Origin of the sequence: Streptomyces sp. NPDC002476 (genome assembly GCF_042889785.1) — a bacterium.
Taxonomy (GTDB): domain Bacteria; phylum Actinomycetota; class Actinomycetes; order Streptomycetales; family Streptomycetaceae; genus Streptomyces.
Genome location: NZ_JBIARH010000019.1, coordinates 88,944 through 114,583 on the forward strand (window position 1 = coordinate 88,944; position 25,640 = coordinate 114,583).

Annotated in this window: 24 protein-coding genes and 2 pseudogenes; 8 read left to right on the top strand and 18 right to left on the bottom strand. The window is 73.0% G+C overall.

The window, feature by feature from the left end; all coding sequences use genetic code 11:
- Positions 1-87: 87 nt before the first annotated feature.
- Complete coding sequence (locus ACFYXM_RS22035) at positions 88-1,011, bottom strand: N-acetyltransferase (RefSeq protein ID WP_389291589.1); 924 nt, start codon at positions 1,009-1,011, stop codon at positions 88-90.
- 179 nt (positions 1,012-1,190) lie between these two features.
- Between ACFYXM_RS22035 and ACFYXM_RS22040 the strand changes: the two genes are divergently transcribed.
- From ACFYXM_RS22040 to ACFYXM_RS22075, 8 genes and pseudogenes are all read left to right on the top strand, one after another.
- On the top strand, positions 1,191-1,718 hold the full coding sequence (locus ACFYXM_RS22040) for an HAD family hydrolase (RefSeq protein WP_389291590.1): 528 nt from the start codon (positions 1,191-1,193) through the stop codon (positions 1,716-1,718).
- A gap of 10 nt (positions 1,719-1,728) precedes the next feature.
- Positions 1,729-1,925: pseudogene (locus ACFYXM_RS22045) on the top strand (IS630 family transposase); the annotation flags it as partial.
- 30 nt (positions 1,926-1,955) lie between these two features.
- Positions 1,956-2,042, top strand: a pseudogene (locus ACFYXM_RS22050) (IS5/IS1182 family transposase); the annotation flags it as partial.
- 325 nt (positions 2,043-2,367) lie between these two features.
- A complete protein-coding gene (locus ACFYXM_RS22055; protein WP_389291592.1) occupies positions 2,368-3,249 on the top strand; it encodes a class I SAM-dependent methyltransferase in 882 nt (293 codons plus the stop codon).
- A 60-nt stretch (positions 3,250-3,309) separates the two neighbouring features.
- The gene (locus ACFYXM_RS22060; RefSeq protein WP_389291593.1) at positions 3,310-3,885 is read left to right on the top strand and encodes an AAA family ATPase; all 576 of its coding nucleotides are present in this window, start codon (positions 3,310-3,312) and stop codon (positions 3,883-3,885) included.
- A gap of 88 nt (positions 3,886-3,973) precedes the next feature.
- Positions 3,974-4,921, top strand: coding sequence for an aldo/keto reductase (locus tag ACFYXM_RS22065; protein WP_389291595.1), 948 nt, complete (start codon positions 3,974-3,976; stop codon positions 4,919-4,921).
- A gap of 86 nt (positions 4,922-5,007) precedes the next feature.
- Positions 5,008-6,792: an ABC transporter ATP-binding protein gene (locus ACFYXM_RS22070; protein WP_389291597.1), complete on the top strand. Its 1,785-nt coding sequence runs from the start codon at positions 5,008-5,010 to the stop codon at positions 6,790-6,792.
- Positions 6,789-8,600 (top strand): ABC transporter ATP-binding protein, encoded by a 1,812-nt coding sequence (locus ACFYXM_RS22075; protein WP_389291599.1) that lies wholly within the window; start codon positions 6,789-6,791, stop codon positions 8,598-8,600. The genes ACFYXM_RS22070 and ACFYXM_RS22075 overlap by 4 nt, the downstream gene beginning before the upstream one ends.
- A gap of 75 nt (positions 8,601-8,675) precedes the next feature.
- Here ACFYXM_RS22075 and ACFYXM_RS22080 read toward each other — a convergent pair whose 3' ends face one another.
- The 17 genes from ACFYXM_RS22080 to ACFYXM_RS22160 all read right to left on the bottom strand — a co-directional run bounded on the left by ACFYXM_RS22080 (position 8,676) and on the right by ACFYXM_RS22160 (position 25,630).
- Complete coding sequence (locus ACFYXM_RS22080; RefSeq protein WP_389291601.1) at positions 8,676-10,166, bottom strand: peptide MFS transporter; 1,491 nt, start codon at positions 10,164-10,166, stop codon at positions 8,676-8,678.
- 37 nt (positions 10,167-10,203) lie between these two features.
- Positions 10,204-10,404 (bottom strand): Trm112 family protein, encoded by a 201-nt coding sequence (locus ACFYXM_RS22085; RefSeq protein ID WP_389291602.1) that lies wholly within the window; start codon positions 10,402-10,404, stop codon positions 10,204-10,206.
- Positions 10,405-10,461: 57 nt separating this feature from the next.
- A complete protein-coding gene (gene pabB, locus ACFYXM_RS22090) occupies positions 10,462-12,711 on the bottom strand; it encodes an aminodeoxychorismate synthase component I (protein ID WP_389291603.1) in 2,250 nt (749 codons plus the stop codon).
- 53 nt (positions 12,712-12,764) lie between these two features.
- Complete coding sequence (locus ACFYXM_RS22095) at positions 12,765-13,502, bottom strand: SDR family oxidoreductase (RefSeq protein ID WP_389291604.1); 738 nt, start codon at positions 13,500-13,502, stop codon at positions 12,765-12,767.
- Positions 13,499-14,470 (bottom strand): ACP S-malonyltransferase, encoded by a 972-nt coding sequence (locus ACFYXM_RS22100; RefSeq protein ID WP_389291606.1) that lies wholly within the window; start codon positions 14,468-14,470, stop codon positions 13,499-13,501. The genes ACFYXM_RS22095 and ACFYXM_RS22100 overlap by 4 nt, the downstream gene beginning before the upstream one ends.
- On the bottom strand, positions 14,467-15,927 hold the full coding sequence (locus ACFYXM_RS22105) for a class I adenylate-forming enzyme family protein (protein WP_389291608.1): 1,461 nt from the start codon (positions 15,925-15,927) through the stop codon (positions 14,467-14,469). Before ACFYXM_RS22105 ends, ACFYXM_RS22100 begins: the two co-directional genes overlap by 4 nt.
- Positions 15,924-16,670 (bottom strand): beta-ketoacyl synthase N-terminal-like domain-containing protein, encoded by a 747-nt coding sequence (locus ACFYXM_RS22110; protein ID WP_389291609.1) that lies wholly within the window; start codon positions 16,668-16,670, stop codon positions 15,924-15,926. Before ACFYXM_RS22110 ends, ACFYXM_RS22105 begins: the two co-directional genes overlap by 4 nt.
- Entirely contained in the window at positions 16,660-17,820 is a 1,161-nt protein-coding gene (locus ACFYXM_RS22115) for a beta-ketoacyl-[acyl-carrier-protein] synthase family protein (protein WP_389291611.1), read from the bottom strand. Before ACFYXM_RS22115 ends, ACFYXM_RS22110 begins: the two co-directional genes overlap by 11 nt.
- Positions 17,817-18,110: an acyl carrier protein gene (locus tag ACFYXM_RS22120; RefSeq protein ID WP_335937735.1), complete on the bottom strand. Its 294-nt coding sequence runs from the start codon at positions 18,108-18,110 to the stop codon at positions 17,817-17,819. The genes ACFYXM_RS22115 and ACFYXM_RS22120 overlap by 4 nt, the downstream gene beginning before the upstream one ends.
- Positions 18,111-18,168: 58 nt before the next feature.
- On the bottom strand, positions 18,169-18,960 hold the full coding sequence (locus ACFYXM_RS22125; RefSeq protein ID WP_389291613.1) for a 4'-phosphopantetheinyl transferase family protein: 792 nt from the start codon (positions 18,958-18,960) through the stop codon (positions 18,169-18,171).
- On the bottom strand, positions 18,957-19,475 hold the full coding sequence (locus tag ACFYXM_RS22130) for an AAA family ATPase (protein WP_389291615.1): 519 nt from the start codon (positions 19,473-19,475) through the stop codon (positions 18,957-18,959). Before ACFYXM_RS22130 ends, ACFYXM_RS22125 begins: the two co-directional genes overlap by 4 nt.
- Positions 19,476-19,510: 35 nt before the next feature.
- On the bottom strand, positions 19,511-20,566 hold the full coding sequence (locus ACFYXM_RS22135) for a glycosyltransferase family 2 protein (protein WP_389291617.1): 1,056 nt from the start codon (positions 20,564-20,566) through the stop codon (positions 19,511-19,513).
- Between the two features lie 61 nt (positions 20,567-20,627).
- Complete coding sequence (locus ACFYXM_RS22140) at positions 20,628-21,677, bottom strand: methyltransferase (RefSeq protein ID WP_389291619.1); 1,050 nt, start codon at positions 21,675-21,677, stop codon at positions 20,628-20,630.
- A complete protein-coding gene (locus ACFYXM_RS22145; protein WP_389291620.1) occupies positions 21,674-21,976 on the bottom strand; it encodes an acyl carrier protein in 303 nt (100 codons plus the stop codon). The genes ACFYXM_RS22140 and ACFYXM_RS22145 overlap by 4 nt, the downstream gene beginning before the upstream one ends.
- Positions 21,977-22,213: 237 nt before the next feature.
- A complete protein-coding gene (locus tag ACFYXM_RS22150; protein ID WP_389291622.1) occupies positions 22,214-23,269 on the bottom strand; it encodes a hypothetical protein in 1,056 nt (351 codons plus the stop codon).
- Positions 23,266-24,957 (bottom strand): GMC oxidoreductase, encoded by a 1,692-nt coding sequence (locus tag ACFYXM_RS22155; RefSeq protein ID WP_389291624.1) that lies wholly within the window; start codon positions 24,955-24,957, stop codon positions 23,266-23,268. Before ACFYXM_RS22155 ends, ACFYXM_RS22150 begins: the two co-directional genes overlap by 4 nt.
- Entirely contained in the window at positions 24,950-25,630 is a 681-nt protein-coding gene (locus ACFYXM_RS22160; protein ID WP_389291625.1) for a hypothetical protein, read from the bottom strand. Before ACFYXM_RS22160 ends, ACFYXM_RS22155 begins: the two co-directional genes overlap by 8 nt.
- Positions 25,631-25,640 lie beyond the last annotated feature (10 nt).

Genomic DNA, 25,640 nt, shown 5'->3' on the forward strand with positions numbered 1-25,640 from the left:
CGGCAGTCGTGGGCGGGCGATCCGGCACGGCCGCATCACCCACCCACGTCCCGGTCCTCGCTCGGTCAGGACTTTTGTTGCGGGGCGTCAGCCGGCCCGGTGCTCCCACCCCCGCGTCATACGGGACAGCACCTGGAAGCCGTACCGGCTCAGCCGCTCGATCTCCTCGGTGTCGTCCACGCAGGCGCATGCCGTCAGCCGGTCCACCCCGGCCATCCGCAGCCACTGTGCGACGTGCGCGAGGAGACGTTCCTCCAGCCCCGAATCCCGGTACGGCTCGGCGATATGGAGTTCGGTCAGGTCCGCCAGTCCACCGTTGCGCGCGTGCCGCTCGGGCCGGTCCACGGACGTGTCCACCTCGGCGAATCCGACGACGTCCGCGCCCAGCGCGGCGGAGAACCGGGTCCCGCACTCGCCGAGGGTGCGCTGGACGGCCAGGCCCGGGGCGGCGGCCCCGACAACCTGCCTCAGGTCGGCCACCGTGGCCATCAGCAGCACTTCCGTGTGTCCGGTCCGTGCGAAGCCGGCCCGTTCATAGGAGGCACGGACGTGCTGCCACTGCTCCGGGAGACCGCAGATGCCGGGTGCGGGGAGCTGTCCGTCGGCGTAGCACCGCGACACCTCCCAGCGCTTCAACTGTGCGAGACAGGCCGCCATCAGGAGGTCGGCCGCCTGTTCGGAGTCCGGCCAGAAGGAGGCCGGGGGCCGGAAGACGAACCACTCGATCACGCCCGCGTTCCGGTAATCCGCTCCGGTCGCGGCATCGGCGCGGTAGCGCAGCAGGTGAGCGGCGGCGACGACGTACTGCCTCTGCTCGGCCACAAGCGTGACGCGCTCGGCCACCCACGGATCGGTGATGAACTCGTCGGGACGGCGCTGCAACTGGTTGAGAACCGTGTTCACGGACACCGAGAGACCGGGGACGACCGCTGAGACGTGGGCGTTGACCAGCTCCGTCAGCTGGTCGCGGTCGTCGCGGTGAAAGGAGCGCACCTTCAGAGAGGACGGCATGACAAACCTCCGATTCGAGGGATTCAGGAGGCCGCCAAGAGGTGCGGTATGCCACGAATGTAGCAGAGCGGCGCCCGATACCCGGATCGGGTGGTCGCGGGGCCGCCGAGTCGGCCAGTTGTACCCGGACGTGCCAGACATCCTGGCCGCGCTGCGCGCGGGGTTTCGCCCTGTACGCCATGACCAACGCGCTCGGCTCCTCGGTGCCCGCACAGGAGCCCGCGGTGTTCCGCGAACTGCTGGACGGCGTCTTCTGCTCGGCGCGCACCGGCGCGATCAAGCCGGAGCCGGAGGCCTTCGCCGCTGTCGAACACGCCAGCGAGCTGCGGCCGGAGGAACTGCTGCACGTCGGCGACTCGCTGACCGCCGACGTCCGCGGGGCCACGGCGGTCGGCTGGCACACGGCCTGGGTGGACCGACACCACACCACCGGCCCGCTGGCGTCGGCCGCGTCCACGCTGCGCCTGCACTCCCTCAACACCCTCCCGCTGCTGCTGCCCGCACGGCAGCGAAGACGATCACACCGGAGGTGTCCGGCTGATGGAGCCGTCCTGCACGTCCCGCCTGGCCAATCCCCCTTTACCCGCTGTCGGACCGCGTTCGGTGCCCGGACGACAGCAGCGCCCGAACGACGCTCCGAAATCCCCAAGAGGCAGGAAGCTCCGCGTGTTCATCGACATCCCGAGCGAACTCGAAGCCGCCCGTGACTGCCGGGGGCCGCGCCTACGCCCCGACCTCAACCCCGTCGAAGGAATCCGGTCCCTCCTGCGGCGCGGCCGGCTCTCCAACGTCGCCTTCAGCACCCCGAACACCTCGACCATCGCATCCGACGCGGCCTACGGCACATCCAGTACCGCAGTCACCTCATAGACGGCTGTCTCACCGAAACCGGCCTGACCATCGGACCTACCTGAACAGCAGCACGAAATCACGAGTTCAACCACCGTTACGAATGCCACCCCCGCAACTACCCGGCCTTTCTCGGCTTCGCAGCCGCCATCTGCTGTTACAAACGGCTCGTTCGCCTCACCGTATGGGACACAGTCCAAGGACAGAGCGGGACGGTTGACGTACCGTCCGCCCGCTGCCGACAGGCTGGAAAGACACGCTGTCCGAATAAGTCCGGTTGACCGTCTCCTGAGTGATCGACATGCTGAACGCAGGGCAGGGGGAGGCACCGAAGCGTCCGTGCCCCGTTCTTCGGCGTGCTCGAAGACGGCCGCGGCGTCCCCCGCGGCCGGGCCGGCCGCAAGACAGCACCGGGGACACCCCGAGGCCCAGGGCCTCCGTCCCGGCCGGAACGGGTGGCAGCCGCACGTACACACCCACCGCGCACACCACTGAAAGGGGCAGCCCTTGCCAGGCACCAAGCCGGACCTGAAGTCGCTCAGGGCGACGAAGTACACCTCGTCGACGCGCGCCGCCGGAAGCCTGGAGCGATTACGCCGCCTGGGGTACAACGCCGGACTGCAGGTGCTGGACCTGTGGGACACGCTGCGCGGCAGGGACCACCCGCTGCTGCCGCCCCGACGCCACCGTCGCTTCATCGGCAATGGTGACTTCCTCGAAGTGGGCCGCCAGATCACCGCGTACATGCGGGACGAACTCGGTGTGGGCCCCGGACACGACGTCCTGGACGCGGGATGCGGTGCCGGACGCATCGCGGTGCCGCTCACGGACGTGCTCACCAAAGGTTCCTATCTCGGCTTCGACATCGTGCCGCACGCCGTCGAGTGGTGCTCCCGCACGATCACTCCCCGCCATCCGAACTTCCGCTTCGCCCACGTCGACATCCGCCAGGAGATCTACAACCCGCAAGGGACCCTCTCCGCGGCCGACTTCCGGTTCCCCGCCGACGACGCGGCCTTCGACACCGCCGCGCTGGTGGGGCTCATCAGCCATCTCCGCCCGGCCGAGCTGGAGAACTACCTGGCGGAGTCCGCCCGGGTCCTGCGGCCCGGAGGGCAGTGCTTCGCCACGGCCTACCTGGTGGACGACACGGTCGCCGCGAACATCGCGCGCGGCACGACCGCCTTCGAGTTCACGCACGACCACGGTGACTACTACGTGCACTCCGAGGAGGAACCCACGTACGCCATCGCCTACCGGCTGGAGCACATCCTGTCGGTGGCGGAACGGCACGGTCTGCGCATGCGCCGGGACCCCCGACCGGGTACCTGGGGTGTTTCCACACGACGTCCCGCCTCGATGGACCTGCTGGTCCTCGAACGCGCCTGAGACGACCGGGTGCCGCAACGGCACCCGCATCCCCGCACAAGAGAGGAAATCCATCCGTCCATGACCGACAGGACCAACCCCACCGCCGTCCCCGGCGACGGAAACCCCGGCGTCATCGTCATCTCGGGCATCTCCGCCGCAGGCAAGTCCACCGTCGCGCAGGCCCTCGCCGAGCGCCTGCCCCGTTCGGCGCACGTACGCGGCGACACGTTCCGCCGCATGGTCGTCAACGGTCAGGTGCACATGACCGCCGAGGCCCCGCCGGAGGCCGTCGCGCAGCTCCGTCTGCGGTACCGCCTGGCCGCCGCGTCGGCGGACGCCTACGTCGAGGCCGGGTTCACGGCCGTCCTCCAGGACATCCTCCTCGGCGAGCACCTGCTGGAGATCACCGAGATGATCAGAAGCCGTCCGCTCGCCGTGGTGATGCTGGCACCCGACCCGGACGTCGTGGCCCGGCGCGAGGAGAAGCGCTCCAAGACCGGCTACGGACCCGACTGGCAGCCCAAGGACCTGGACAAGGTGCTCCGGGACACCACGCCCCGCATCGGGCTGTGGCTCGACACCTCCCACCAGACGGTCGACGAGACCGTCGACGAGATCCTCAAGCGCGCCTGGGGCGAGGGCGCCGTCTCCTGATCACGCCGACGGGCTCCCGCGGCGCCGCCCCGGGAGCCCGGTCCGGCCCTGTGACCCGCCCTGCCCGACATCCAAGGAAGGACACGCGTTGCGCACCCTACGGATCGGCCCCGGAGACGCTTCGGTGGGAGTCGTCGGCCTCGGCTGCATGGGCATGACCTACGCCTACGACCCCGCCGGCCGCGACGAGAACACCTCGGTCGCCGTGCTCCACCGCGCTCTCGACCTCGGCGCCGACCTCATCGACACCGCCGATGTCTACGGCCCCTGCACCAATGAGGAGTTGGTGGGCCGGGCGCTCGCCGACCGCCGCGAAAAGGCGTTTCTCGCCACGAAGGTGGGATTCGTCACCGGGGAGACTCGGCTGCGCCGTGACGGCCGGCCCGAGCACGTCCGCGCGGCCATCGACGCGAGCCTGCGCCGGCTGCGCACCGACCACGTGGACCTCTACCAACTGCACCGGGTCGACCCCGAGGTGCCGCTGGAGGAGACCTGGGGAGCCATGGCCGAGGCCGTGAAGGCCGGCAAGGCCCGGATGCTGGGCCTGCCCGACGTGACCGTCCCCCAGATACGCCTCGCTCAGAGCGTGCACCCCGTGGCCACCCTTCAGACGGAACTGTCGCTGTGGAGCCGGGACGCCACGGCCGAACTGCTGCCCCTCACCGCGAGGGAAGGCATCGCGCTCATCGCCTGCTCGCCGCTCGGCCGCGGCTTCCTGGCGGGCCGCTTCGGCTCCGTCGAGGACGTGCCGGACGGCGACTACCGACGCCACAACCCGCGCTTCCAGAAGGAGAACTTCGCGGCCAACCTCCGGCTTCTGGAGGGCGTCCGCACCGTGGCGCACCGGCGTGGCATCACCCCAGCCCAGGTCGCGCTCGCGTGGGTGCTGTCCCGCGCCCCGCACGTCGTCGCCATCCCGGGAACCAAGAACATCCGCTATCTGAACGACAACGTCGCCGCCGCCCACGTCCGGTTGGACGGCGACGACCTCGGCCTGCTGGACGCACTGCCGGCCGCGACCGGAGCGCGCCAGTGACACCGGGCGTCTCGCCCTGATCCGCTCCGCCCGCGGTCGCACCGTCGGGCGGACATCGCACGACCCGCACGAAAGGAACCTCGCCCGTGCCCGCAACCGACCGGTCGACCTTGCGCCGGGGCCTGGGGGTCCTTGCCGTCGCCGTACGGGAGGAACCCTGGATCTTCAGCGCGGCCCTGCTCGCCAGCGCCCTGTACGGCGTGGCGCCGGTCGCCACCTCATGGACGCTGGGCCGCATCACCGAGGACGTCATCCTGCCCGCCTTCCAGGAGGGCCGGACCACCGCGGCCGCCCTGGTCGCCGCCGGCCTGGCCGTCTTCGGGGTGGCGATGCTGCGGGTCGTCGGAGTGATCGGACGCCGCGTCGGTGCGGGCATCATGCAGTTCCGGCTCCAGGCGACGTACCGCCGCCGGGTCGCCCACCGCTATCTGCGACTGCCCGTCTCCTGGCACCAGCGCCACCCGGCCGGCCAACTGCTGTCGAACGTCAACGCGGACGTGGAGGCGGCCTGGGCGCCCATCGTGCCGCTGCCCACGGCCATCGGCGTCGTCGTCATGCTCACCGCCGCCATCGTCTCGATGTTCGCCGTCGACCCGGTGATGGCCGCCGTCGCCCTGCTCGTCTTTCCCGCCATCGGGCTCCTCAATGTCTTCTACCAGCGCAGGCTCACGCCACTCGCGGCGCGTGCCCAGAGCCTGCGAGCCGAGACCAGCGACATCGCCCACGAGAGTTTCGACGGCGCCCTGGTCGTCAAGACACTCGGTCTGGAGGAGCACGAGACGGCACGGATGGCGGATGCCGCCGCGCGCCTGCGCGACGCCAACGTGGCGGTCGGCCGCACCCGCGGGTCCTTCGACCCCCTGCTCGACGCGCTCCCCAACCTGGGCATCCTCAGCGTGCTCGCGGTCGGGACGGCGAGGCTGGCCGCGGGAGCCGTCAGCGTCGGCGAACTCGTCCAGATCTCCTACCTGTTCACGATGATCGCCTTTCCGGTGCGCGCGTTCGGATGGGTCCTCGCCGAGTTGCCGCGCAGCTCCGTCGGCTGGGCCCGGGTGAGGCACGTCCTCGACGCCGAGGGCGACCTGCCCACCGGGCGGCTGAAGCTGTCGGACGCCGGCCCGATCAGCCTGGACACCCGGGGCGTCAGCTACACCTACGATGACAACGCCGTCCTGCACGACGTGACCCTCAGCGTGGACTCCGGGCGGACCGTCGCCGTCGTCGGGCCCACCGGCGCGGGCAAGTCGACTTTGGCGACGCTGATGGTGCGGCTCGTCGACCCGGCGCGCGGCGACGTGCTCATGGACGGCCTCGACGCCCGCGAGATGCGCTCCGGAGAGGTGTCGTCGGCGGTGGCGTTCGTCCCCCAGGAGACCCTGCTGTTCGACGACACGGTCCGTGGCAACGTCCTGCTCGGGCTGGAGGTGCCCGACGACCGGGTCTGGGAGGCGTTGGAGGCGGTCCAGGCCGCCGATGTGGTCCGGGCGCTGCCGCACGGCCTCGACACCCGCGTCGGGGAGCGCGGCGCGACCCTATCCGGTGGGCAGCGTCAGCGGATCGCGCTCGCGCGGGCCCTGGTGCGCCGTCCCCGCCTGCTGGTGCTGGACGACGCCACGTCGAGCATCGATCCCGAGGTCGAAGGCCGCATCCTGCGTGGCCTTCGTGACGCGCGGGTACCGTCCACCCTCGTTCTGGTCGCCTACCGGCAGTCCGCCATCGCGCTCGCCGACCGCGTCGTGTATGTGGAACGGGGCCGGGTGGTCGACAGCGGCACGCACGAAGAACTGCGCAACCGCTGTCCCGGCTACCGCGGCCTGGTGACCGCCTACGAACGGCAGGAACAGCAGCACCCCGATGGGAGGACCGCGTGAACAGCCGCGTCGAGGACCGGACGGACAGCCGTGTCGTGGGAGAGCGGCGGGGGAGTCTGGGCACGCTCCGGCGGGCGCTGGAGGTCTCGCCCGGGCTGCGCGAGGGACTGCTGACGGTGTTGCTCCTGGCCCTTCTCGCCGCGGCCGGCCGGGTCGTGGTCCCCATCGCCGTGCAGCTCACCCTCGATGAGGGATTCCAGGCGGAGGGCGGCCCGCGTACCGGCTTGGTGCTGGTGATCGCGGGCGTGTGCGCCGCCGCCGTCCTGGCCACCGCCTGGATCACCTCCCGGATGAACCACCGCCTGTACCGCAGCGTCGAGGCGGGACTCGCGACGCTTCGCGTCAGGGCGTTCCGCCGGGTGCACGACCTGTCGGCCCCCGCGCTGACCGGCGAACGCCGCGGTGACCTGGTGGCCCGGGTGACCGCGGACATCGACCAGTTCAGCACCTTCCTGCAGTTCGGCGGCATGTTCCTGGTCAGCCTGTGCCAGCTGTTCGTCGGCAGCGTGGTCATGTTCGTCTACTCCTGGCAGCTCGCCCTGATGGTGTGGCTGGTGTTCGTGCCGCTCGTCCTGGTCCTGCCCGGCCTGCAGCGCCGGCTGTCCGAGGCGTACGGCCGGGTGCGCACCCGAGGCGGTGACATGCTCGCCGCGACCGGCGAGGCCGTCGTGGGCGCCGCCGTCATCCACGCTTACGATGCGGGCGACCTGATCGGGCGCAGGATCGACACGGCGGTGGAGGAGCACCGGCGGGCACAGAGCCGGGCCCAGCGGCTGGTGGCGGTCACCCTCTCCAGCGGTGAGGTCGCGGCCGCGCTGGCCATCGGCGGCGTGGTGAGCCTGGGGGTGCTGCTGGGTGTCGGCGGCCGGCTGACCGCCGGCGAGCTGGTGGCGTTCCTGTTCCTCGTCACCCTGTTCATCGGACCGGCCCAGATGAGCACCGAGGTGCTGAACGAACTGCAGAACGCCCTTGCGGGCTGGCGCCGTGCCCTGGCGGTGCTCGACACGCCGGTCGACGTGCCCGATCCCGGGCCGGCCGGCACGCTCCTGGACGGGGGACCGGTGGAGGTGCGGTTCGAGGACGTCGGCTACGCGTACCCGGGCGGTCCGCCGGTGCTGCGCGACGTCTCCGTGCACATCGCCCCGTGCGCCCGGGTGGCCGTGGTCGGCGAGACCGGCTCGGGCAAGTCGACCTTTGTCAAGCTGCTGATCCGGCTGGCCGATCCGACCTCGGGGCGGATCGCGCTGGGCGGGGTGCCGCTGGCCGAGGTGCCCTTCTCGTCGCTGCGCCGACGGGTCGTCATGGTGCCGCAGGACGGCTTTCTCTTCGACACCACCGTCGGAAGGAACATCGCCTACGGACGGCCGGGCGCCACCGCCGACGACGTGCGGCGAGCCCTGTGCGACCTCGATCTGGGCGATTGGCTGGCCGGGCTGCCGCGCGAGCTGGAGACCCCGGTCGGACAGCGGGGCGAAGCCCTGTCGGCCGGTGAGCGCCAGCTCGTCGCGCTGGCACGGGCCTACCTCGCCGACCCCGACCTGCTCGTACTCGACGAGGCCACCTCGGCCGTTGACCCGGCCACCGAACAGCGCCTGCAGCGGGCGTTGGAGAACGCCACCCGTGGCCGCACGGCGGTGTCCGTGGCCCACAGGATGTCGACGGCCGAGGCCGCCGACCACGTGCTCGTCTTCGACCGGGGCCGCATCGTCCAGCAGGGCAGCCACGAGGAACTGGTCGCCCGGCCGGGCCGGTACGCCGAGTTGTACGCGGCGTGGATGTCGGCGACCGGGGCGGCCGGAGTGCGGTGAGCGGACTGCCCCGGCCGGGCCGCGGCCCGGCCGGGGCAGTCATGGACGCTCGGCGGCGGGGCGGCGCCGGGTGTATCAGCCGACCCCTCGCATGAGGCGGCGCAGACGTGCGCGGGACAGAGCGAGGGCTGCCGCACAGAGCATGGCGGCGGCCCCCAGCATCGCGAAGTAGGTTCCGGGCGACCACACCGTGGAGAGCCGCACCACCTGGGCGCTGAGGGCACTGCCCAGCGCCACCGAGAGGAACCACAGGCTCATGATCTGGTTGGCGAACCGAGTCGGCGCCAGTCGGGTGGTGACACTCAGCCCGGTGGGGCTCAGGCACATTTCCGCCATGATCTGCACGAAGAAGGCCACGACGAGCCACAGCGGGGTGACCCGGCCGCCGTCCGCGGCGGCCCACCCCGCCCCCGCCATGATCAAGGTGGCCAGACCGAGCCCGAGCAGTCCCAGGGCGAACTTGGCCGCCGTGCTGGGCTGGCGCTCGCCCAGCCACAGCCACAGCGCCGCGAACGCGGTGGCCAGCACGATGCTGTAGAGCGGCCCCAGCGACTGGAACCAACTGGTCGGGAACTCCCAGCCGAACAGCGTGCGGTCCACGTGGTCGCGCGCGAACAGGCTGATCAGCGAACCGCCCTGCTCGGCGATCATCCAGAACACGGTGGCCGCCAGGAAGATCCACACATAGGCGGTCAGCCGGCGGCGGTCCACCGGGGCCAGGCCGGGAGCGCGGAACATCGCCGTGAACCAGACCGCCGGCACGGCGATGGTCAGTACCGTGACCGCCTGGACCACCGCCTGGGTGGGCGGCTGCCCCCACAGCACCGCGACGGCGAACACACCGGCGAGGAACACCACCGCCCCACCCACGGCGAGCAGGGCACGGCGCGGCGCCCCCGGGGAGGCCACCGGCCGGTCCGGCGCGCCGGGCATCCGGTCGCGTCCGCGCACGCACAGCAGCAGACCGAGCAGCATGCCGACCGCGGCCGCGCCGAACCCGGCGTGCCAGTCGACACGCTCCCCGAGAAAGCCGGTCACCAGCGGAGCGGCGAAGGCGCCCAGGCTGATGCCCATGTAGAAGAGTGAGAAGCCGGCGTCGCGCCGCGCCGCCCGGCCCTCGACGGCGCCCTCGGCGTCGTACAGCCGGCCCACGAGCGTGGAGATGCCCGGTTTGAGCAGCCCGGTACCGATGGCGACCAGCACCAGGCCGGTGTACGTGAAGGCGGCGCCCGCCGGTATCGCGAGGACCGTGTGCCCCGCGGTGATGACCACACCGCCCCGCACGACCGCCCGGTACGAGCCCCACAGCCGGTCGGCGAGCCAGCCGCCCGGCAGTGCCAGCAGGTTGACCAGCGCGCCGTACACGCCGAAGACTGCGGCCGCCGTGTGCGGTGCGAGGCCGAGGCCGCCGTTCCCGACGGGCGCGGCGAGGAAGAGCACGAGAATCGCCCGCATTCCGTAGAAGCTGAACCGCTCCCACATCTCGACGCTCCACAGCGTCAGCAGGCCGCGCGGGTGGCGGCCGCCGGCCGGGCGGGCCCGTGCCGCTTCCCCCGTCTTCACCATGTCGCCCCTCACTCCCTCGGCGGCGTGCGCGGCGTGGTCAGCTGTCCAGCGAACCGGACACCGACGCGGCCGCCAGTTCCTCGTCGGCTATGAGCACCGGGATGCCCCCGACAACCGGGTAGGAGCGGCCACAACCCGCCTCCCCGCAGGTCAGACTGGTCTCCCGGTCATCGGCCCGCAGCGGTGCGGTGCACACGGGGCAGGCGAGGATGTTCAGCAGGCGGCTGTCGATGGGCATGGTGTTCTCCTTCGGTGAGTGCGGGTGTGACGGTGTTCCGGTCCGGACATCGGCGGATCAGCCCGGAAGGGCGGGGACGTCGAGAGCCGGCACGGTGACGGGGGGTGCGTTCGTTCCGCTCGCCGCGTGCAGCAGGGCTCGCACCGGAGCGGCGGCCTTGAGGAGCACCTCGCGGTACTCCTCGGCGGGGTCGGAGTCGAGGACGATCGCCCCGCCCGCCCCCACGGACCAGAGGCCGCCCGAGCGGACGGCGGTACGGATGACGATGTTCAGGTCGGCGCCCCCGGTCAGCCCCAGGTAGCCGATCGAACCCGAGTACAAGCCACGCGCGGCGCCTTCCAGCCGGTCGATGATCTCCATCGTGCGCAGCTTGGGCGCACCGGTCATGGAGCCGCCCGGGAAGCAGGCGCGGACGCAGTCGATCGCGCCGAGTCCGGGCCGCAACGTGCCGCGGACGGTGGACACCAGCTGATGGACCGTCGCGTAGGTCTCCACGTGCATCAGCCTCGGGACGTGCACGCTGCCGATCTCGCACACCCGTCCCAGGTCGTTGCGGAGCAGGTCCACGATCATCAGGTTTTCGGCCCTGGTCTTGGGGTCGAGGGTCAATGCCTCCCGCAGTCGGGTGTCCTCGACGGGGTCCGCCGCGCGCGGCGCGGTGCCCTTGATGGGTTTGCTCTCCACCCGGCCGTCCGGGGCGATCCGCAGGAAGCGCTCCGGGGAGGAACAGACCGCCTCGATGTCACCGAAGTGCAGGAACGCGGCGTACGGCGCCGGGTTGAGCCGTCGCAAGACGGCGTGCGCGGACAGCCCGTCCGTGTCCACGGGCACGTGCACCGTGTCGGTCAGACAGATCTCGTAGCTCTCGCCCGCGCGCAGTTCCGCCTGGCAGCGCCGGATGTCCGCCAGGTACCGCTCCTCGCCGCGGGACGGCCGGATCACGGGGAAGCCGCCGGACGGCGGCGCCGGTGGACCGCCGTCCGGCGGCAGGGCGGTGAGACGCGCACCCGTCCGCCGCAGCCATGCCTCGGCGCGTGCCCCGTCCGTCCCGTCGTCGCGCGCCAGACACAGCAGGTACGTTTCCCCGCGCTCGTGGTCCACGGCGACCAGCCGGTCGGCGAATATCCAGGCGGCGTCGTCCCCCGCCGAGGTCCGTGTCAGCGGCGAACCGCAGTCGGCGCGCAGTTCATAGCCGAACCAGCCGACATACCCGCACGTGAAGTCGAAGGGCAGTGCGGGCGCTTCGACACGGCGTCGGGCCAATTGCGCGCGCAAGTGGTCGAAGACGGTGCCGGGCACGGTGGTCGTGCCGCCGCGGTCCGTCACCTCCACGTGGCCGGAACCCGCGCGGTAGCGCACGATCTCCGCGAGGGGTCCCTCGGCGTCCCCCAGGAAGGAGAAGCGTGCGAGTCCGGACTCCACCCGTGAACTGTCCAGCCAGAAGGAGTGGCTTGCACGGGCGAACAACGAACGGAACAACTTCTCGGTGTCAGGCGCCAGGGGCAGCTTGCGCACGTGCAGACGGAACGGGGGGCGAACGGCCGCCGTGGGTGCCGGACCCGGGGCGGACGGCATCGGCGATTCCGGGGAAACCCCGGCATGTCGCGTGCTGCCCCGTCCGTGACCGACCGCGCGATCGGCGGACCCCGCCCGGCCGCCGCCCACGCCCGACGGCTCGGCCGGGCTCCTGCGGTGACCCATCGAGGGGCGCGAGGGGCGCGACCTGTGATGGGCGCGGACCAGCCGCGCGAAGTTGGCGATGAGCCGCTCGCCGTACTCCGTGGCCACCGATTCCGGATGGAATTGCACGCCCCAGCGCGGCAGCGACCGATGGCGCACGCCCATCACGACACCGTCCTCGGCCCATGCCGTGGCCTGCAGCACCTCCGGAAGCGGTTCCTGCACCGCGAGCGAGTGGTAGCGGACGCCGGTGAAGTCCTGGGGGACGAGGGAGAACAGCCCGTCGCCCAGATGTCTGATCGTGCTGAGGTGGCCGTGCCGGGCCGCGGGCGCGGGGCTCACACGCGCGCCCGCGGCCAGGGCTATCGCCTGATGGCCCAGGCAGACCCCGAGAACGGGCAACGACGGACCGGTCAGCAGGCCTGCCGCGAGCCCGAGGTCACGGTCCCGCCCCGGGTGCCCGGGCCCCGGGGAGACGACCAGGGCGTCGAAGTCCTCCGGGTCGAGCCACCGCAGCGCCGCGGCGTCGTTGCGCAGCACCACGGGTTCGGTGCCGGTCGTGCGGGCGATCAGCTGGAAGAGGTTGTGACTGTAGGAGTCGTGGTTGTCCACGAGCAGTGTGCGCATGGGGGCTCCAGGACGGGCGTCGGACGGGATGCCGGAAGGGGGCGGGTGGTGGCTCAGTGACCCATGGCCAGCCCCCCGTCGGCGGGGATGACGGCGCCGGTGACGTAACCGGCCGGCTCGGAGGCCAGGAAGGCCACGACGGCGGCGATCTCCTCGGGGCGTCCGGCCCGGCCGAGTGGAGTGGCGGCCAGGATCGCGGCGCGCCGGCGCGGCGGCAGGTCCGAGGTGAGCGCCGTGTCGACGAACCCGGGCAGGACCACGTTGCAGGTGACACCGTGGGGACCCAGCTCCCGTGCGGCGCTGCGGGACAGCCCGATCAGACCGGCCTTGGCCGCCGCGTAGGCGGCCTGCCCGGTCGTGCCGAGCACCGCTGCGACGGACGAGACGAACACGAGCCGGCCCCACTCGCGCTCGGTCATGGCGGACACCGCCCGCCGCGCGATCCGCCAGGACCCGGTGAGGTTGGCGTCGGTCACCTGCCGGAAGGCCGTCTCGCTGGTGCGCTGGAGCAGCCCGTCGCCGCGGACGCCGACGCTCGCGACGACGATCTCCACAGGCCCCTGGCGGGCCTCCGTGCGGGCGAAGGCGGCGTCCACCTGGCCGGCGTCGGTCACGTCGCAACGCACCGCCGGAAAGCCCGCAGGTCCCGCCCCGCCCGTGGTCACACCGCGGGCGGCGACGGTCACCCGGTGGCCCTGGTCCGCCAGGGCGCGCGCGATGGCCAGGCCGATGCCCCGGCTTCCGCCGAACACCAGGGCGGAGCGGCCCGACGTGCGGTCATCTCCGGTCACGGCAGGGGCACCGCCTTCTCGAGCGGATGCATGAAGTTCAGCGCGACCGGGGCGAGCTCGGGGTGCAGGGCGGCGGCCCGTGCCAGGACCTGGCCGGGGCCGGAGTCCAGGACGGTGGTGACGCCCGAGGCGACGAGGACTCGCATGGCGTCGTTCCACCGCACCGGAACGGCGAGCTGTTCCAGGAGGTCCGTGCGCAGCGCGCCCACCTCCCGGGTGATCCGTCCGGTGCTGTTGAGCAGGAGCGGAACGGCCGGCGGCGACAGCGGCACCGCGGCCAGTCCGGGCCGCAGCGCCTGCTGGACGGGTTCCATCAGCGGGGAGTGCGACGCCACACCGGCGGACAGCTCCTTCACTCGCGCGCCGTCCTCCGCCCCCGCACGACAGCCGACCCAGCGCACGGCGGCCGCGTCACCGGAGACCACGGTCTGTTGCGGACCGTTGAAGCAGGCCGGCACCACCACGCCGTGCTCCGGAGGGCACGCGGCGCACCACTCGGTGACCTGCTCGGGCGACACCCCTGCCAAGGACGCCATCAGCGCGGGCCGCGCCCGCGTCTGCTCACCCATGAGCCGCGCCCGCCGGGCCACCAGGCGCAGGGCGTCGTCGAAGTCCAGGGCACCCGCCTCGACGAGGGCGGCGAAGTGCCCCAGGCTGTGGCCACCGACGACGGCCGGCGGCGCCCACCACTCGCCCAGATGCCGACGGAGTGCGGCCGTCGCCGCCAGCGCGGTGGCGACGATCGCGGGGTGGGATATCTCCGCCGTGGCGAGTTCGGCGGGTTTGCCCTCCCGGCAGAGGCGGACGAGGTCGAGCCCGGTGGCCTTCGCCGCCCTCTCCAGCACGTCCCGCGCGCAGTCGAAGGAACGGCACAGCCGCCGCGCCATGGAGGGGAGCTGCGATCCCGCACCGGGCAGGAGCAGCGCGTACCGGCCCTGGGACACGGCGTCGAGCACGGTGGTCGTCACGGGGCGTCCTCCTGACCACGGGCCTGTACGGCCTCCTGCCACAGCCGGGCGGCGTGCACCTTTCCCGTCCCGGTCCGGGGCAGCGCCTCCCGCAGGTGGAAACGGGTGGGGACCTTGTACGAGGAGAGGGCGCGAGCCACGTGCCGGCGCAGGCCGGACTCGGTGACCCCCTCCTCGACGGCGACGAAGGCCGCGAACCGGTCGCCGTGTCCGGCGCTGCCCTCGGGCGGCGCGGCGACCCAGCACTCGCGGACGCCGGGCACCCGCAGGACGGCCCGCTGGACCTCGTCGGGGTCGACCTTGCGGCCCGCGACCGAGATGCGCCGCGTGGTGCGGCCCTCCACGACGACATACCCGGGGGAGGGCAGCCGCCCGGTGTCACCGGTGCGGAACCAGCCGTCGACGAGGGAGGCATCGGTCAGTTCGGGCAGTCCCCAGTAGGTCACGGGACCGGCACCGGCCTGGCGCAGGTGCAGCTCTCCCGAGACGTCCGGGCCCGGCGCGGCGAGCCACGTGCCGTCCGCGGCGCGCAGGCGGGCCGTGACACCGGGCAGCAGGCGCAGCGGTCCGCCCGGGACACCGGTGGTGTACGCGATCTGGCCGAACTCGGTGGATCCGTACTGGTCGCGCAACGGCACGCCGGTGGCGGCGTGCCAGTCCTCCGCCAGCGCACAGGGCAGCGGCTCGCCGGCGCTGACACAGATCCGCAGGGAGGACGGTGCGGGCGGCTCGCCGCTGTCGAGCACGGCCCGGTAGAGGAACGGAACGCTCTGCACCACGGTGGCGCGGCTGTCACGGAGGAGCCGGGCCAGCGCCATGGGCGCGGCCGGATGCGGGGCCAGCACCAGGGTGCAGCCGGTGACCAGCGCCGGCAGCACGGCCACGCCGAACGCGTAGGCGTGGTGCACGGGGGTCGTGCACAGGAGGCGGTCGCCCTCGCGGTAGCCGGCGAGCGCGGCGAAGTCCGCCGCGTTCGTGAGGGCCGTGTGCCACCGCTTGCGCACCACTTTCGGCAGTCCGCCGGTGCCCGAGGTCACCAGGCCCAGATGGGGAGCCGGTGCCGGCCCGCCGGACGCGGGCGCCTCGGCGCCGACGGGGCCGTCCGCGTGGTCGGCGGTCGACGGCGTGTGCCATCCGGCCAGCCCGGCCAGCGCCGCCACCTGGTCCCGTTCGGCGGCTGTCGCCCGGCCGTCGTACAGGACGACCTCTCGTCCCTCGGCGGTCGCCGCCAGCAGCGCGACGAGCGTGTCGGGATCATTGCGCGCCAGTATCCCGACCCGGGCCCCGGGCGCCTGACCGCCCCGGCGCAGCCGGGCCCTGGCACGCCGCACCCGGCCGGCGAGCCCGGCCCATGTGACGGTGGTGCCCCGGTGCTCCACCGCGGGCCGCGCAGGCGTGGCCGCGGCCCGTGCCGCGAGCAGGCCCGGCAGGGTGTCGTGAGGCACGACCGCGCTCATGCGGTGCCTCCCGGGCGGAGGACGAGGAGCGAGCCGCCCCCGCGAAGCTCGGCAGGCTCGGCGGGACGTCGGTGGTGCCAGTCGGCCAGGGCGGCGAATGCCTCGCTGGGGTCGGTCCGTTCGTGGTCCGCGTCGTTCGCGTCCCGCACGGCGGGGTGGCTGCCGCCCGGGTGCCAGCCGCCGACGTCCCCCCAGCCGCCGGCACCGTCCAGCACCACGGCGGCGGTGCGCAGGCGTACCGGTCCGGTGTCCCGAGGATCTTCGGGCGGCGGCCAGTGCGCGGCGGCCACCAGGACCCGGCGCAGCCGGCCCGATGCGATCATGGCGGCGGCGTACCCCAGGGCGTCGACCCCGCTGGACGCTCCGGTCAGGGTGACCGCGGTGCCGTCCAGGCCGAGCTCGATGCACAGCCGCCCGGTCAGCGAGTGGGCCGAGTAGTGCAGGAAGCACTCCGGAGCGAGCCAGCGGGGGCCGTGGGAGTCCAGGACCTCGGCGATGTACGCGGAGGTGGCGGAGGTGGCGCGGCGGGAGGCGGTGACACAGCCCAGTGCGTGCGCCTCGTCGGGGGCGATGCCCGCGGCGGCCAGCGCCTCCTGTGCGGTGGCAAGGAGCTCGGGGCCCAGCACGTCGCGCACGGCGAGTGGCATCCGGGGGAGGTCTGCCGTCTCGCTCGGCACGCGGGGGAACTCCCGCTCGGTCAGGCGCACGGCGGTCGCGGCGATCCGCGCGGTCTCACGCTTCACGGCCGAACACCACCGCGACGTTGGAGCCGCCCAGGCCGCACGAGAGGGTGAGCGCCGCCCGCGGGGGCCGGTCGGGCTGCTCGTCCCCCAGGTTCAGGTGGTCCCAGCGCGGGTCGCGGTCCTGCAGGCCGAGCGTCGGCAGCACCTCTCCGCGCAGCAGGGTCAGTACGGTCACGATGGCCTCCACTGTGCCTGCGGCGCCCTGGCAGTGGCCGAGCGCCGCCTTGCTGCTGACGACGGGGATGCGGGGGAGGCGGTCGCCCAACACGTCCGCCAGTGCGCGCAGTTCCGCAACGTCCCCGTGCCGGGTGCCGGCGGCGTGCGCGTTCACGTATCCGATCTCCTCGGGCTGGGTACGGGCGTCCGCCAGGGCCCGCCGCATCGCCTTGGCGACCCCCTCGAAGTCCGGCCGGGCGGCCTGGCTCGCCTCATTGCTGCTGCCCCAGCCGCGCAGGTGGGCGAGCGGTCGGTCCGCAGTGCGCTCCAGCACGACGGTGGCGGCGCACTCGGAGATCCGGATGCCGGAGCGGCGCGCGGCGAACGGGCGGCAGCCGCCGGGGCTGAGCGTGCGCAGCGAGGCCAGGCCCTGGAAGGCGGTCTCCGTGATGGTGTCCACCCCGCACACCAGCACCCGGTCGGCGAGGCCGTCGCGCAACAGGTCCGCGCCGACCCCGAGAGCGGTGGCGCCCGCGGCGCTGGCGTTGCCCACCTGCACCACCGGTCCGTCCCACGCGGGAGGGGCGTACGGGCTCCAGGCGGCCCCGGCGGCCGGAGCGCGTCCCTCGTGCCACGCCCGCCAGGCGGCGGCGGACGGGAAGCCGCCGCTGTCGGTGGTGCCCAGCACCAGGGTGGTGCGGCCTACGCGGCCCCGGCCGGTGCGCGCCTCGGCATCGTTCAGGGCCTCGTCCGTCGACCGGTGCACCAGGTACGGCAGCCGGGCCGGGTGCCCGGGCGGCGGGACCCCGCGTCCGGTCGCCTCCTCGGGCACCAGGCCGACCAGGTGCGTGCCGGTACGGGAGACGTCGAAGTGCTCCACCGGCCGGAATGCGACCTCGCCGCCCGCGCACGCCCGCCACAGGGCGTCGACGCCGGCGCCACCGGGCGAGAGCACCCCGAGTCCGGTCACGACGACGGAGGAGGGGGCGCTCATCGGGCCTCCCCGGGAAGCCGGCCGTGCTCGGACAGGTGGCGGACGAGGGCGCCGACCGAGTCCGCGATGTCCCACAGCTCGCCGTCGGCGATCCGCTCGACGGCGCACTCCCGCTCCAGCGTGGCCAGCACGGTCACGATGTCCAGCGAGTCGATGCCGAGTTCGAAGAACTTGTCCTCCCGGGCGATGCTCCGGGCCAGATCCCTGCCGACCCGTTCGGCCAGCCGCTCGCGGACCAGGTCTTCCAGCGCGGCGGCGGGTGCCGCCGGGCCGTCGTCGGTGTGCCGCATCCGTGTCCTCTCGTGTGCGCAACCACCACCGCCGTGCCGGCGGAAGGCGGGCGGTGCCTCAGCCGATCGGCGTGCCGGCCGTCAGATCCGTACGTGCGTGCGTGTGCACGCGTGCGCCGTGCCGGACCGTCACGGCCGCGGCGTAGCCCGGGGCGCGGGCCGGGACGGTGCGCACCGACCAGCCCGCCAGTTCCTCCGGGCCGGCCACGGTCACCCGGCCCGTGGTGTCGACCCGCGCGCCCATACGGGCCAGTGCGTGACCGAGTCCGGTGCCGGTGGCCTTCGCGTACGACTCGGCGCTCGTCCAGACCCGTAGCAGGACGGCCTGCCGCACCGACGCGGACAGCCGGGTGAGCCGGCCGCTCTGCTCCGGGCCGAACAGCCGGGGGGCCAGCGTCTCGACCTCCGCCGCGCGGTCCGCGGTCTCCACGTCCACCCCCACCGGCCCGGCCCCGCGCCCCAGCGCCACCGCAGCCAGGATCCCCGAGTGCGCGATCGACACGGTCCACTCCGCGCCGCCGGCCCCGGCGAGCCGCACCGGACCGTGGCCGGCTTCTCCGCAGGCCGGGCAGCGCGCCGCGAGTGCGACGCACCCCGGCGGTACCCCGAGACGTCCGGACAGCGCCGAGCGCAGCAGTCCGCGCGCCACGGTGAACCGGGCGGCGGCCCGCTTCGCCAGCAGGCCGGCCCGTTCGCGCTCGGCGGCGTCGAGGAGCCCGGCACAGCGGCGGACGGCCTCGGGAGTCACCAGCGCCTGGTACACGCAGACTTCCCGGCCGCCCGGGACCGTGGCGCCGGGGTCCGCCCGCGTCCCGGAGCGCGGCGACGGGGCGGGGGTCGCACCGGTCATGACAGCGCGCTCTCGTCGAGGCGGTCCAGGATGTCCCGGACGGTTTCCTCCTCCTTCTGGCCGGTCGTGTCCAGCCACAAGCCGATGCGCGCGGTGTCGCGGCGGAACACCTCGTCCAGTTCGCGTGCCCCCCAGCCCTGTCCGTCGTACGCCTGGTGGGCGCGGCCCGCGTCCCGGCACAGGACGGTCTCCGGCCGCGGGGCCAGCACCACCACATGGCAGGGGCGGACGTCGCCGAGCATGCCGATGAACCGTTCCAGGTGTTCGCCCAGCAGGTTGTCCTCGGCGATCACGGTGAAGCCCTCCGCGGCGTACGAACGGGTCAGCATGGCCAGGTGCCGCAGGCGCAGTTCGTACTGGCGCAGCGCCTGCGGCGACGGGTCGGGGGACATTTCCGCACGGCCGGTGACCACCATGCGGCGCAGCACGTCGCCCTCGATCAGCACGGAGGGGTCGAACCGGCGTGCCAGCAGCGTGCCCACGGTGGACTTGCCGCTGCCGGGGATGCCGGTCACCACCACGATGCGAGGCCCGGACGGGGAGCGGGCGTTCACAGGGCGGCGCCCGCCGCGGCCGGCTCGGGGGCGAGGCTCTCGCCGCCCCGGTGGACCTGCCAGCGCAGCGGGGGCTCACGGAAGGTCAGGAGTTCCACCAGCAGGCGGTTGCCGACCGGTTCCACTTTCTGGAAGATCCGTTTGACGGCCTTGGTGCCGGCCGGGCCGAGTGCGTCGGGCAGGTATTCCTTGATCTGTTCGAACAGCAGCCATTGCCGGCCCTTGCGGTTCTTGACGACCCGCTCCACGTAACTGGGCCTGATGCCGTACTTGGTGGCGAAATGCCTGAGGGTCTCGGCCGTCCACGCGTCGCTCCAGCGCAGCATGAAGTACGGCAGGTCGGCGAGCGCGAAGGGCGGCGGCATCCGGTAGGTGATCACCGAGCTCGGTTCGAACCACACCGTGCCGCCGGCGTCCAGCACCCGCTGGCTGAAGTCGAGGTGCTCGCGGGTGGTCAGCAGCCCCTCGTCCATGCCGCCGACCTGGTCGAAGACCGAGCGGCGCACCAGCGCGCAGTGGAACTCGATGATGTCGCACGCCTGGCGGCGCATCTTCTCGGCGGGTACTTCCGAGACGTGCTTCATGAAGTACCGCTGGGTCTGGGTGAATTCGCGCGTGCCCCAGACACCGGAGAACTCCATGTCGCCGCCGGCCATGTGGACCGTCTGCTCCTCCAGCGGTCCGTGCAGGTAGAGCGGGCCGACCATCGCGGCCTTCTCCTCGTCGGCGCAGGCGAGCAGCGGCTCCAGCCAGTTGTCCGTGTACTCCACGTCGTTGTCGAGGAAGACCACGTACTCGCCCTCGGCATAGCGCAGTCCGATGTTGCGGGCGCAGTTCGGCGAGACGTACTTGTTCACGCGCACCGCGGTGAAGCCGTGCACGTCGCTCAGTCGACGCAGTCGTTCCCAGCGCTCCTTGGGGGAGTTGACGTCGACGTACACGACGTGGCAGGGGACATCGGTGTGGGCGAAGAAGTTCTTGAGGGACTCCTCGGCGTACGAGAAGCGCTCTCGGCTGGTGATGACGGCGGTGACGCGGGGCGGGCTGTCCATGTGGTCTCCCGTTCGGGTGCGGACGTCCGGTGGGCTTCGGTCCGGCAGGGCCGGGCCGGTGTCAGGCGGGGCGTGCGGTGAGCAGGGAGTAGTGGCCGTAGACGGGCGTGACAACGCAGTCGGTGAAGCCGGAGCCGTCGAGCAGCGCGACGAGTTCGGGACATGTGCGCAGCCGGCCGCCGGTCATGACCGCCAGGGCGAGCGAGTAGCCCGTGATGGTGGGGGAGCGGCGGGCCGCGTCGTCGGGCAGCACCTGGTGCACGAGCAGCCGACCGTCGGCGGACAGGGCCGCGCGGGCGCGTTCCAGCAGACCTCGGCAGTGTGCGTCGTCCCAGTCGCTCAGCACGTCCGCGAACAGCACCCGGTCCTGGCCGCCCGGCCACGGGTCGGCGAACATGTCGCCGGTGCGCAGGCGGACCCGCCCGGCGAGGTCCGTCCGGTCCAGCAGCCGGTTCGCCTCGCGCTCCACCACGGGCAGGTCCAGGACAGTGGCCGTGAGACGCGGATTGCGGCGCGCCAGCGCCATCGCGAAAGTGCCCACGCCGCCCCCGACCTCCAGCAGCGCGGCGCAGTCCGTCAGATCCAGACGGTCGGCCAGGGCGGCGGCCGGGCCGACGGAGTGCGCGTGCATGGCACGGGCGAACTGCTCGCCGTGGTGGGGGGAGCGTTCATGGGTCTCCCAGATGTCCTTGCCCCGGTAGCCGTGGGGGGCGCCGGTGGTGATCAGCCCGCGTACGGCGGCGCAGCGTTCGTCCCAGCCGAGTCCGAGCATGGGCCCCCAGTAGCGGGCGCCGTCCGGGAGCAGGAAGGCGCGGGCGGCCGGGGTCAGGTGGTATCGGCCGCCGTGCACGGACAGGTATCCGAGGGCGGCGAGGTATTCCAGCACCACCGCCGTCCCGGCCTGGTCCAGACCGCGTGACGCGGCGAGTCCGGCCGCGTCGGCCGGTGACTGGGCGAGCGTCGGGAAGAGACCGAGACGGTCCGCGGCGGCGACCGCCGGAAGCCGGTACTGCGACATGAAGGTGTCCATGAGCAGCCGGTCGTCCGGGCCCGACGCGTGGGCACCGGCTTCCGGCAGGACGCCGGACGGGGCGAGGGTCTTTGCGGTCACCGGGCCTCCGCGGCGGCCTCGGAGATGCGCGTGGCGAGGACGTCCAGCAACTCGCCGACCGTGGTGTAGCGCAGGGGGTCGATGTCGTCGTTCTCGAAGGTCAGATCGTGCTTCTGCTCGAAGTGGGTGAAGACATAGGCAAGCGTGATGGAATCGAGCCCGAGTCGGCTCATCGGGTCGTTCTCGGTGAGTTTTCCGGCGACCTCCGGCGGGGTCTCGCACTGTTCGACGAGAATCGTGCGCACCTCGTCGAACAGTTCCGTGCGGTCCGTGGATCCGAGACTGTCTACGCTGCTCATCTGCAAGCCCACCCCTCTGTTTGCCGTGCCCTAACGTGCGGCGACGCGAAATCCGGGCCACACGCTAAAACCATCGATCAAGACTGTCAAATATTTCGAAAATTGTGGTCGGTATTTTTCTCCCCTATTCAGGGAATAGTTTTCCGACCCTGCGGGCAGGCCCATTCCGGGCGATTGTCCGCAGGGTTTTCCGGTTTTCTCAAGTTTTTCCGGGCGGCTTCCCGTGCCCGTGGGGGCTCAGGCGAAGGACAGCTCGGGCAGCGGCCTGCCCTCCCCGAAACACCACTCGGCCTCGCCCCGCAGGCGCCGTGCGAGACGGGTGCCGTCCCCCTCGGCGTACGGGCGCCCTGTCCCGGCGTGCCGGCACATCGCCTCCAGCAGTGCCTCCAGCGCGTTCGCCAGCGTGGCGATCTCCTCATGGGCCATCGCGTAGACGCCCTCCGAGCGGTAGCGGTGCAGCCCCAGCAGCAGCAGGCCCAGCTTCTGGGCCCGGCCCGCCGCCGCGAGCGCCGCACGGGACACCGCGACGGTGCGCGGCTCCTCGGCACCGGCCAGGGCGTGTCCCAACAGGAAGAGCTGCGGCTGCACGTCCCCGAGCACCCATACGTCCATCCCCTTCGCCAGCAGCAGGGGCAGGCGCGCCCCCGACCACACCTCGCCGTGGAACGCGCGCAGTTCGGCGACGTCCTCGCCGAGCGGGACCAGGGAGGGCGGCACCAGTGCGGCGGCCGCCTCCTCGGGGCGCCGGGCGTCCGGCGGCGCGATCCGCTCCACGACCGCGTACCGGGTGCACGCCTCGCGCAGTGCGCCGGTGACGGGCAGGACCCGCCGATGGCCGTCCTCGGCCGGGGCGTCGGTGTCCAGGACATGCAGCCCCCGGCCGTCGATCCGGTGGGCCAGCACCATGTGGTGGTGGTAGTGCTCCTTGCCCTCGTGGTCGTCGCCCGGCCAGTGGTGACCGTCCGGCATCAGCACCACCGGTGTCCCGGAACCGACCAGTTCGGCGACGCGCGGCCAGTGGATCCGGCCCGATCCGATCCCGGTCAGGTGCCAACGGACCGCGCACGCCGGGAATTCGCTCATCGGCCCGTACCACTCCCCGCGCCGCACCAGGTCGAGCGGTACGGCGAGGCCGCGTGCCACCGCGTCTGCGCCGTAACCCCGGTGCAGCAGTACGGCCTCGACCGAGCGCATGAAGCACCCCAGCCCGTCCAGGCCGATGTTCTTCCAGCCCAGTGCGGCGGCGGGGTCGAAGGCGTAGGGACGGATGTCCTCGGCGGTCGTGTCGCTCACGTCGTCCTCCTGGTGTTGCGCAGCACGGTGGCGGTGATCGTCAGAGTCGGGTTGTGCGCCCCGGAGGTGGGGAAGAGGCCGCCGTCGGCGACGAAGACGTTGTCCAGCGCGTGCATCCGGCCCACGCCGTCGGTCACCCCCGTGCGAGGGCCGTGGCTCATCCGCAGTCCCCCGAGGGTGTGGAAGTTGCCGGGCACGGTGCCGGGTTCACCGGGAAAGGCCCGCGAGCGCGTCTCCGGCACCGCGGCCACCGCGTCCGCGCCCGCTGCCTCCAGCAGCGCGGCCAGCCTCGGCAGGTAGAAGCGCTGGGCCGCGGTCTCGTGGACGTGCGGGGCCCACGAGACGCGGGGCACCGGTAGCCCGAGCCAGTCCCGGACGACCGGATCGAGGCCGACGCGGTTCTCCCGCTGGGAGACGTCCTCCCCGTGCATCTGCACCCCGAGCAACCGGTCCCGCAGGGGGCTCTCGCGCATCAGCCGTTGGAAGGCCCGGCCGTAGGGCACGTCCGTCAGTTCCGGCAGGAGCCGCCGGTAGAGAAGGCCCTCCTGGACGGGGCCGGGCTGCCCGCCCCCGAGTTCGACCACGCCACCCCGCAGATACGGCAGCCCCGCCGCGCGTGCGGCCTCGCGCGCGCCGGGGCAGTCCGGGTCGGCGAAGTCGTCCAGGGCGTGGGTGATGTTCCGGCCCCTCGGGCTGCGCACCCGCTCCCCGAGGAACAGCCCGTAGGCGACCGAGTACCAATGGAACATCAGGTGGCGCCCCAGCAGCCCGGACGGATCGGGCAGCTCCGACAGCAGGGCCAGTCGGCAGCTCTCCACCGCGGACCCCGCGAGCACCACCCGGTCGGCGGGCAGTTCTGTCCGGACGCCCTCGGCATCCGCGTACACCACCGCGCGTGCCCTGCGCCCCGTGTGCCGCACCTGCACGGCCGTTGCCAGCGGCAGTACCTCGGCGCCCGCCAGGACCGCGCGGCGCAGCGCCGTCAGGGCGCTGCCGCGGGAGAGGTTGGGGCAGCCGTAGCCGCAGCACGCGCCGCAGTCGGTGCAGGCGGGCCGCCCGTCGTAGGGACGGGAGTTGGCGGCCATCGGCATCGGGTAGGGGTGCAGATCCAGTGTCCGCGCGGCTTCGGCCACGCGCACCGATGACGTCTGGTCCGGCCCCGGCGGCATCGGGAAGTCCCGGGAACGCGGGGCGTGGCGCAAGGTCGTCTCGGGCAGGGCGGCACGGTCGCCCTGCACACCCAGAAGTGCCTCGGCCTCGTCGTAGTAGGGAGCGATCTCCGCGTAGTCGAACGGCCAGTCCACGACGTCGCAGCCCGGCAGCGGGCCCAGCGCGGAATGCTTGGCGAAGTCGAGGTCCCACAGCCGGGGCGTCTTGGCGTCCCAGTGCACCGAGCCGCCGCCGACGGCCGCCGGCAGGGCGTTGACGAACCCGGTGACGGGCTGCCCGGGGAAGGCCCGGTCGTGGTAGACGCGGGGCTCGGCGAGCGGGTCCGGGTATTCGAAGCCGCGGACCGGGCCCTTGATCTCGTCGGCGGAGAAGACGTGGCGCGGAGCCGGGGCCGAGAGGTCCTCGAAGTGGTTGGGGCCGCGCTCCAGGACGGTGACGTCCCAGCCCGCTTCGGCGAGCACCATCGCTGCCGTCGATCCGCCCGGGCCGCTGCCCACGACCACCGCGCGCTCAGCCACCGTAGCCCCCCGACGACGCGATCAGCCGTGCGGCCGTGGCGAAGTGCCGGGCGAGGGCGGCGACGGGATCGGGCCCCTCGCCGGCGTACGGCTCCACGTCCTCGGGCCGGTCCGTCGCCTCGGGCGCGTTCGTCCGTGGCGGTCCGGCGGGCGTCGTGGCCGTCTCGGCGCCCCGGGGCGCCGGAAGTCCGAGCAGGACGGGGCTCGCCGGGGCGGACCGGCCCCGGTAGGCGGGGGCGCCGTAGGTTCCCTCGACGGCGTGGTCGAAGAGCTGGTCGCGGAAGACGGCCGCCTCGGCGTCGCGCAGGGCCCGGTGCCGCGATGCGGGCGGGGCGGAGGCGAAGTCGCCCCTCGCCAGGCGGTCCAGAACCGTCACGCCCGTGCGGTAGGCGCGGCGCAGGTCCGAGACCCGGCGGCGCCATCCCCTTCGCTGGGCGGGGGTGAGGGGGAGGAACGAGCCGTCGGGGCGGCCGGAGGCGTACACGAGGGGCGGCTCGACGGTGAACGCGCCGAGCAGCTGGTCGGCGTACCGGACGGCGTCCGCTTCACGTGCCCCGGGGCCGGGCTCGCCCGGCGCGTCGGCGGGGCCTGGGACGAGCAGCGCCATGGCCTCACGGACCACGTCCGCCTCGTGCGGGGTGAAGAAGAGCCAGTTCCGGTCGTCCGGTCCCAACCCCTCTACG

Excerpts from the sequence above, each read along its gene's own strand:
- ACFYXM_RS22035 (WP_389291589.1), bottom strand. The coding sequence starts at position 1,011 with ATGCCGTCCTCTCTGAAGGTGCGCTCCTTTCACCGCGACGACCGCGAC.
- ACFYXM_RS22040 (WP_389291590.1), top strand. The coding sequence starts at position 1,191 with ATGACCAACGCGCTCGGCTCCTCGGTGCCCGCACAGGAGCCCGCGGTG.
- ACFYXM_RS22060 (WP_389291593.1), top strand. The coding sequence starts at position 3,310 with ATGACCGACAGGACCAACCCCACCGCCGTCCCCGGCGACGGAAACCCC.
- ACFYXM_RS22080 (WP_389291601.1), bottom strand. The coding sequence starts at position 10,166 with ATGGTGAAGACGGGGGAAGCGGCACGGGCCCGCCCGGCCGGCGGCCGC.
- ACFYXM_RS22085 (WP_389291602.1), bottom strand. The coding sequence starts at position 10,404 with ATGCCCATCGACAGCCGCCTGCTGAACATCCTCGCCTGCCCCGTGTGC.
- pabB (WP_389291603.1), bottom strand. The coding sequence starts at position 12,711 with ATGCGCACACTGCTCGTGGACAACCACGACTCCTACAGTCACAACCTC.
- ACFYXM_RS22105 (WP_389291608.1), bottom strand. The coding sequence starts at position 15,927 with ATGAGCGCGGTCGTGCCTCACGACACCCTGCCGGGCCTGCTCGCGGCA.
- ACFYXM_RS22115 (WP_389291611.1), bottom strand. The coding sequence starts at position 17,820 with ATGAGCGCCCCCTCCTCCGTCGTCGTGACCGGACTCGGGGTGCTCTCG.
- ACFYXM_RS22120 (WP_335937735.1), bottom strand. The coding sequence starts at position 18,110 with ATGCGGCACACCGACGACGGCCCGGCGGCACCCGCCGCCGCGCTGGAA.
- ACFYXM_RS22125 (WP_389291613.1), bottom strand. The coding sequence starts at position 18,960 with ATGACCGGTGCGACCCCCGCCCCGTCGCCGCGCTCCGGGACGCGGGCG.
- ACFYXM_RS22135 (WP_389291617.1), bottom strand. The coding sequence starts at position 20,566 with ATGGACAGCCCGCCCCGCGTCACCGCCGTCATCACCAGCCGAGAGCGC.
- ACFYXM_RS22145 (WP_389291620.1), bottom strand. The coding sequence starts at position 21,976 with ATGAGCAGCGTAGACAGTCTCGGATCCACGGACCGCACGGAACTGTTC.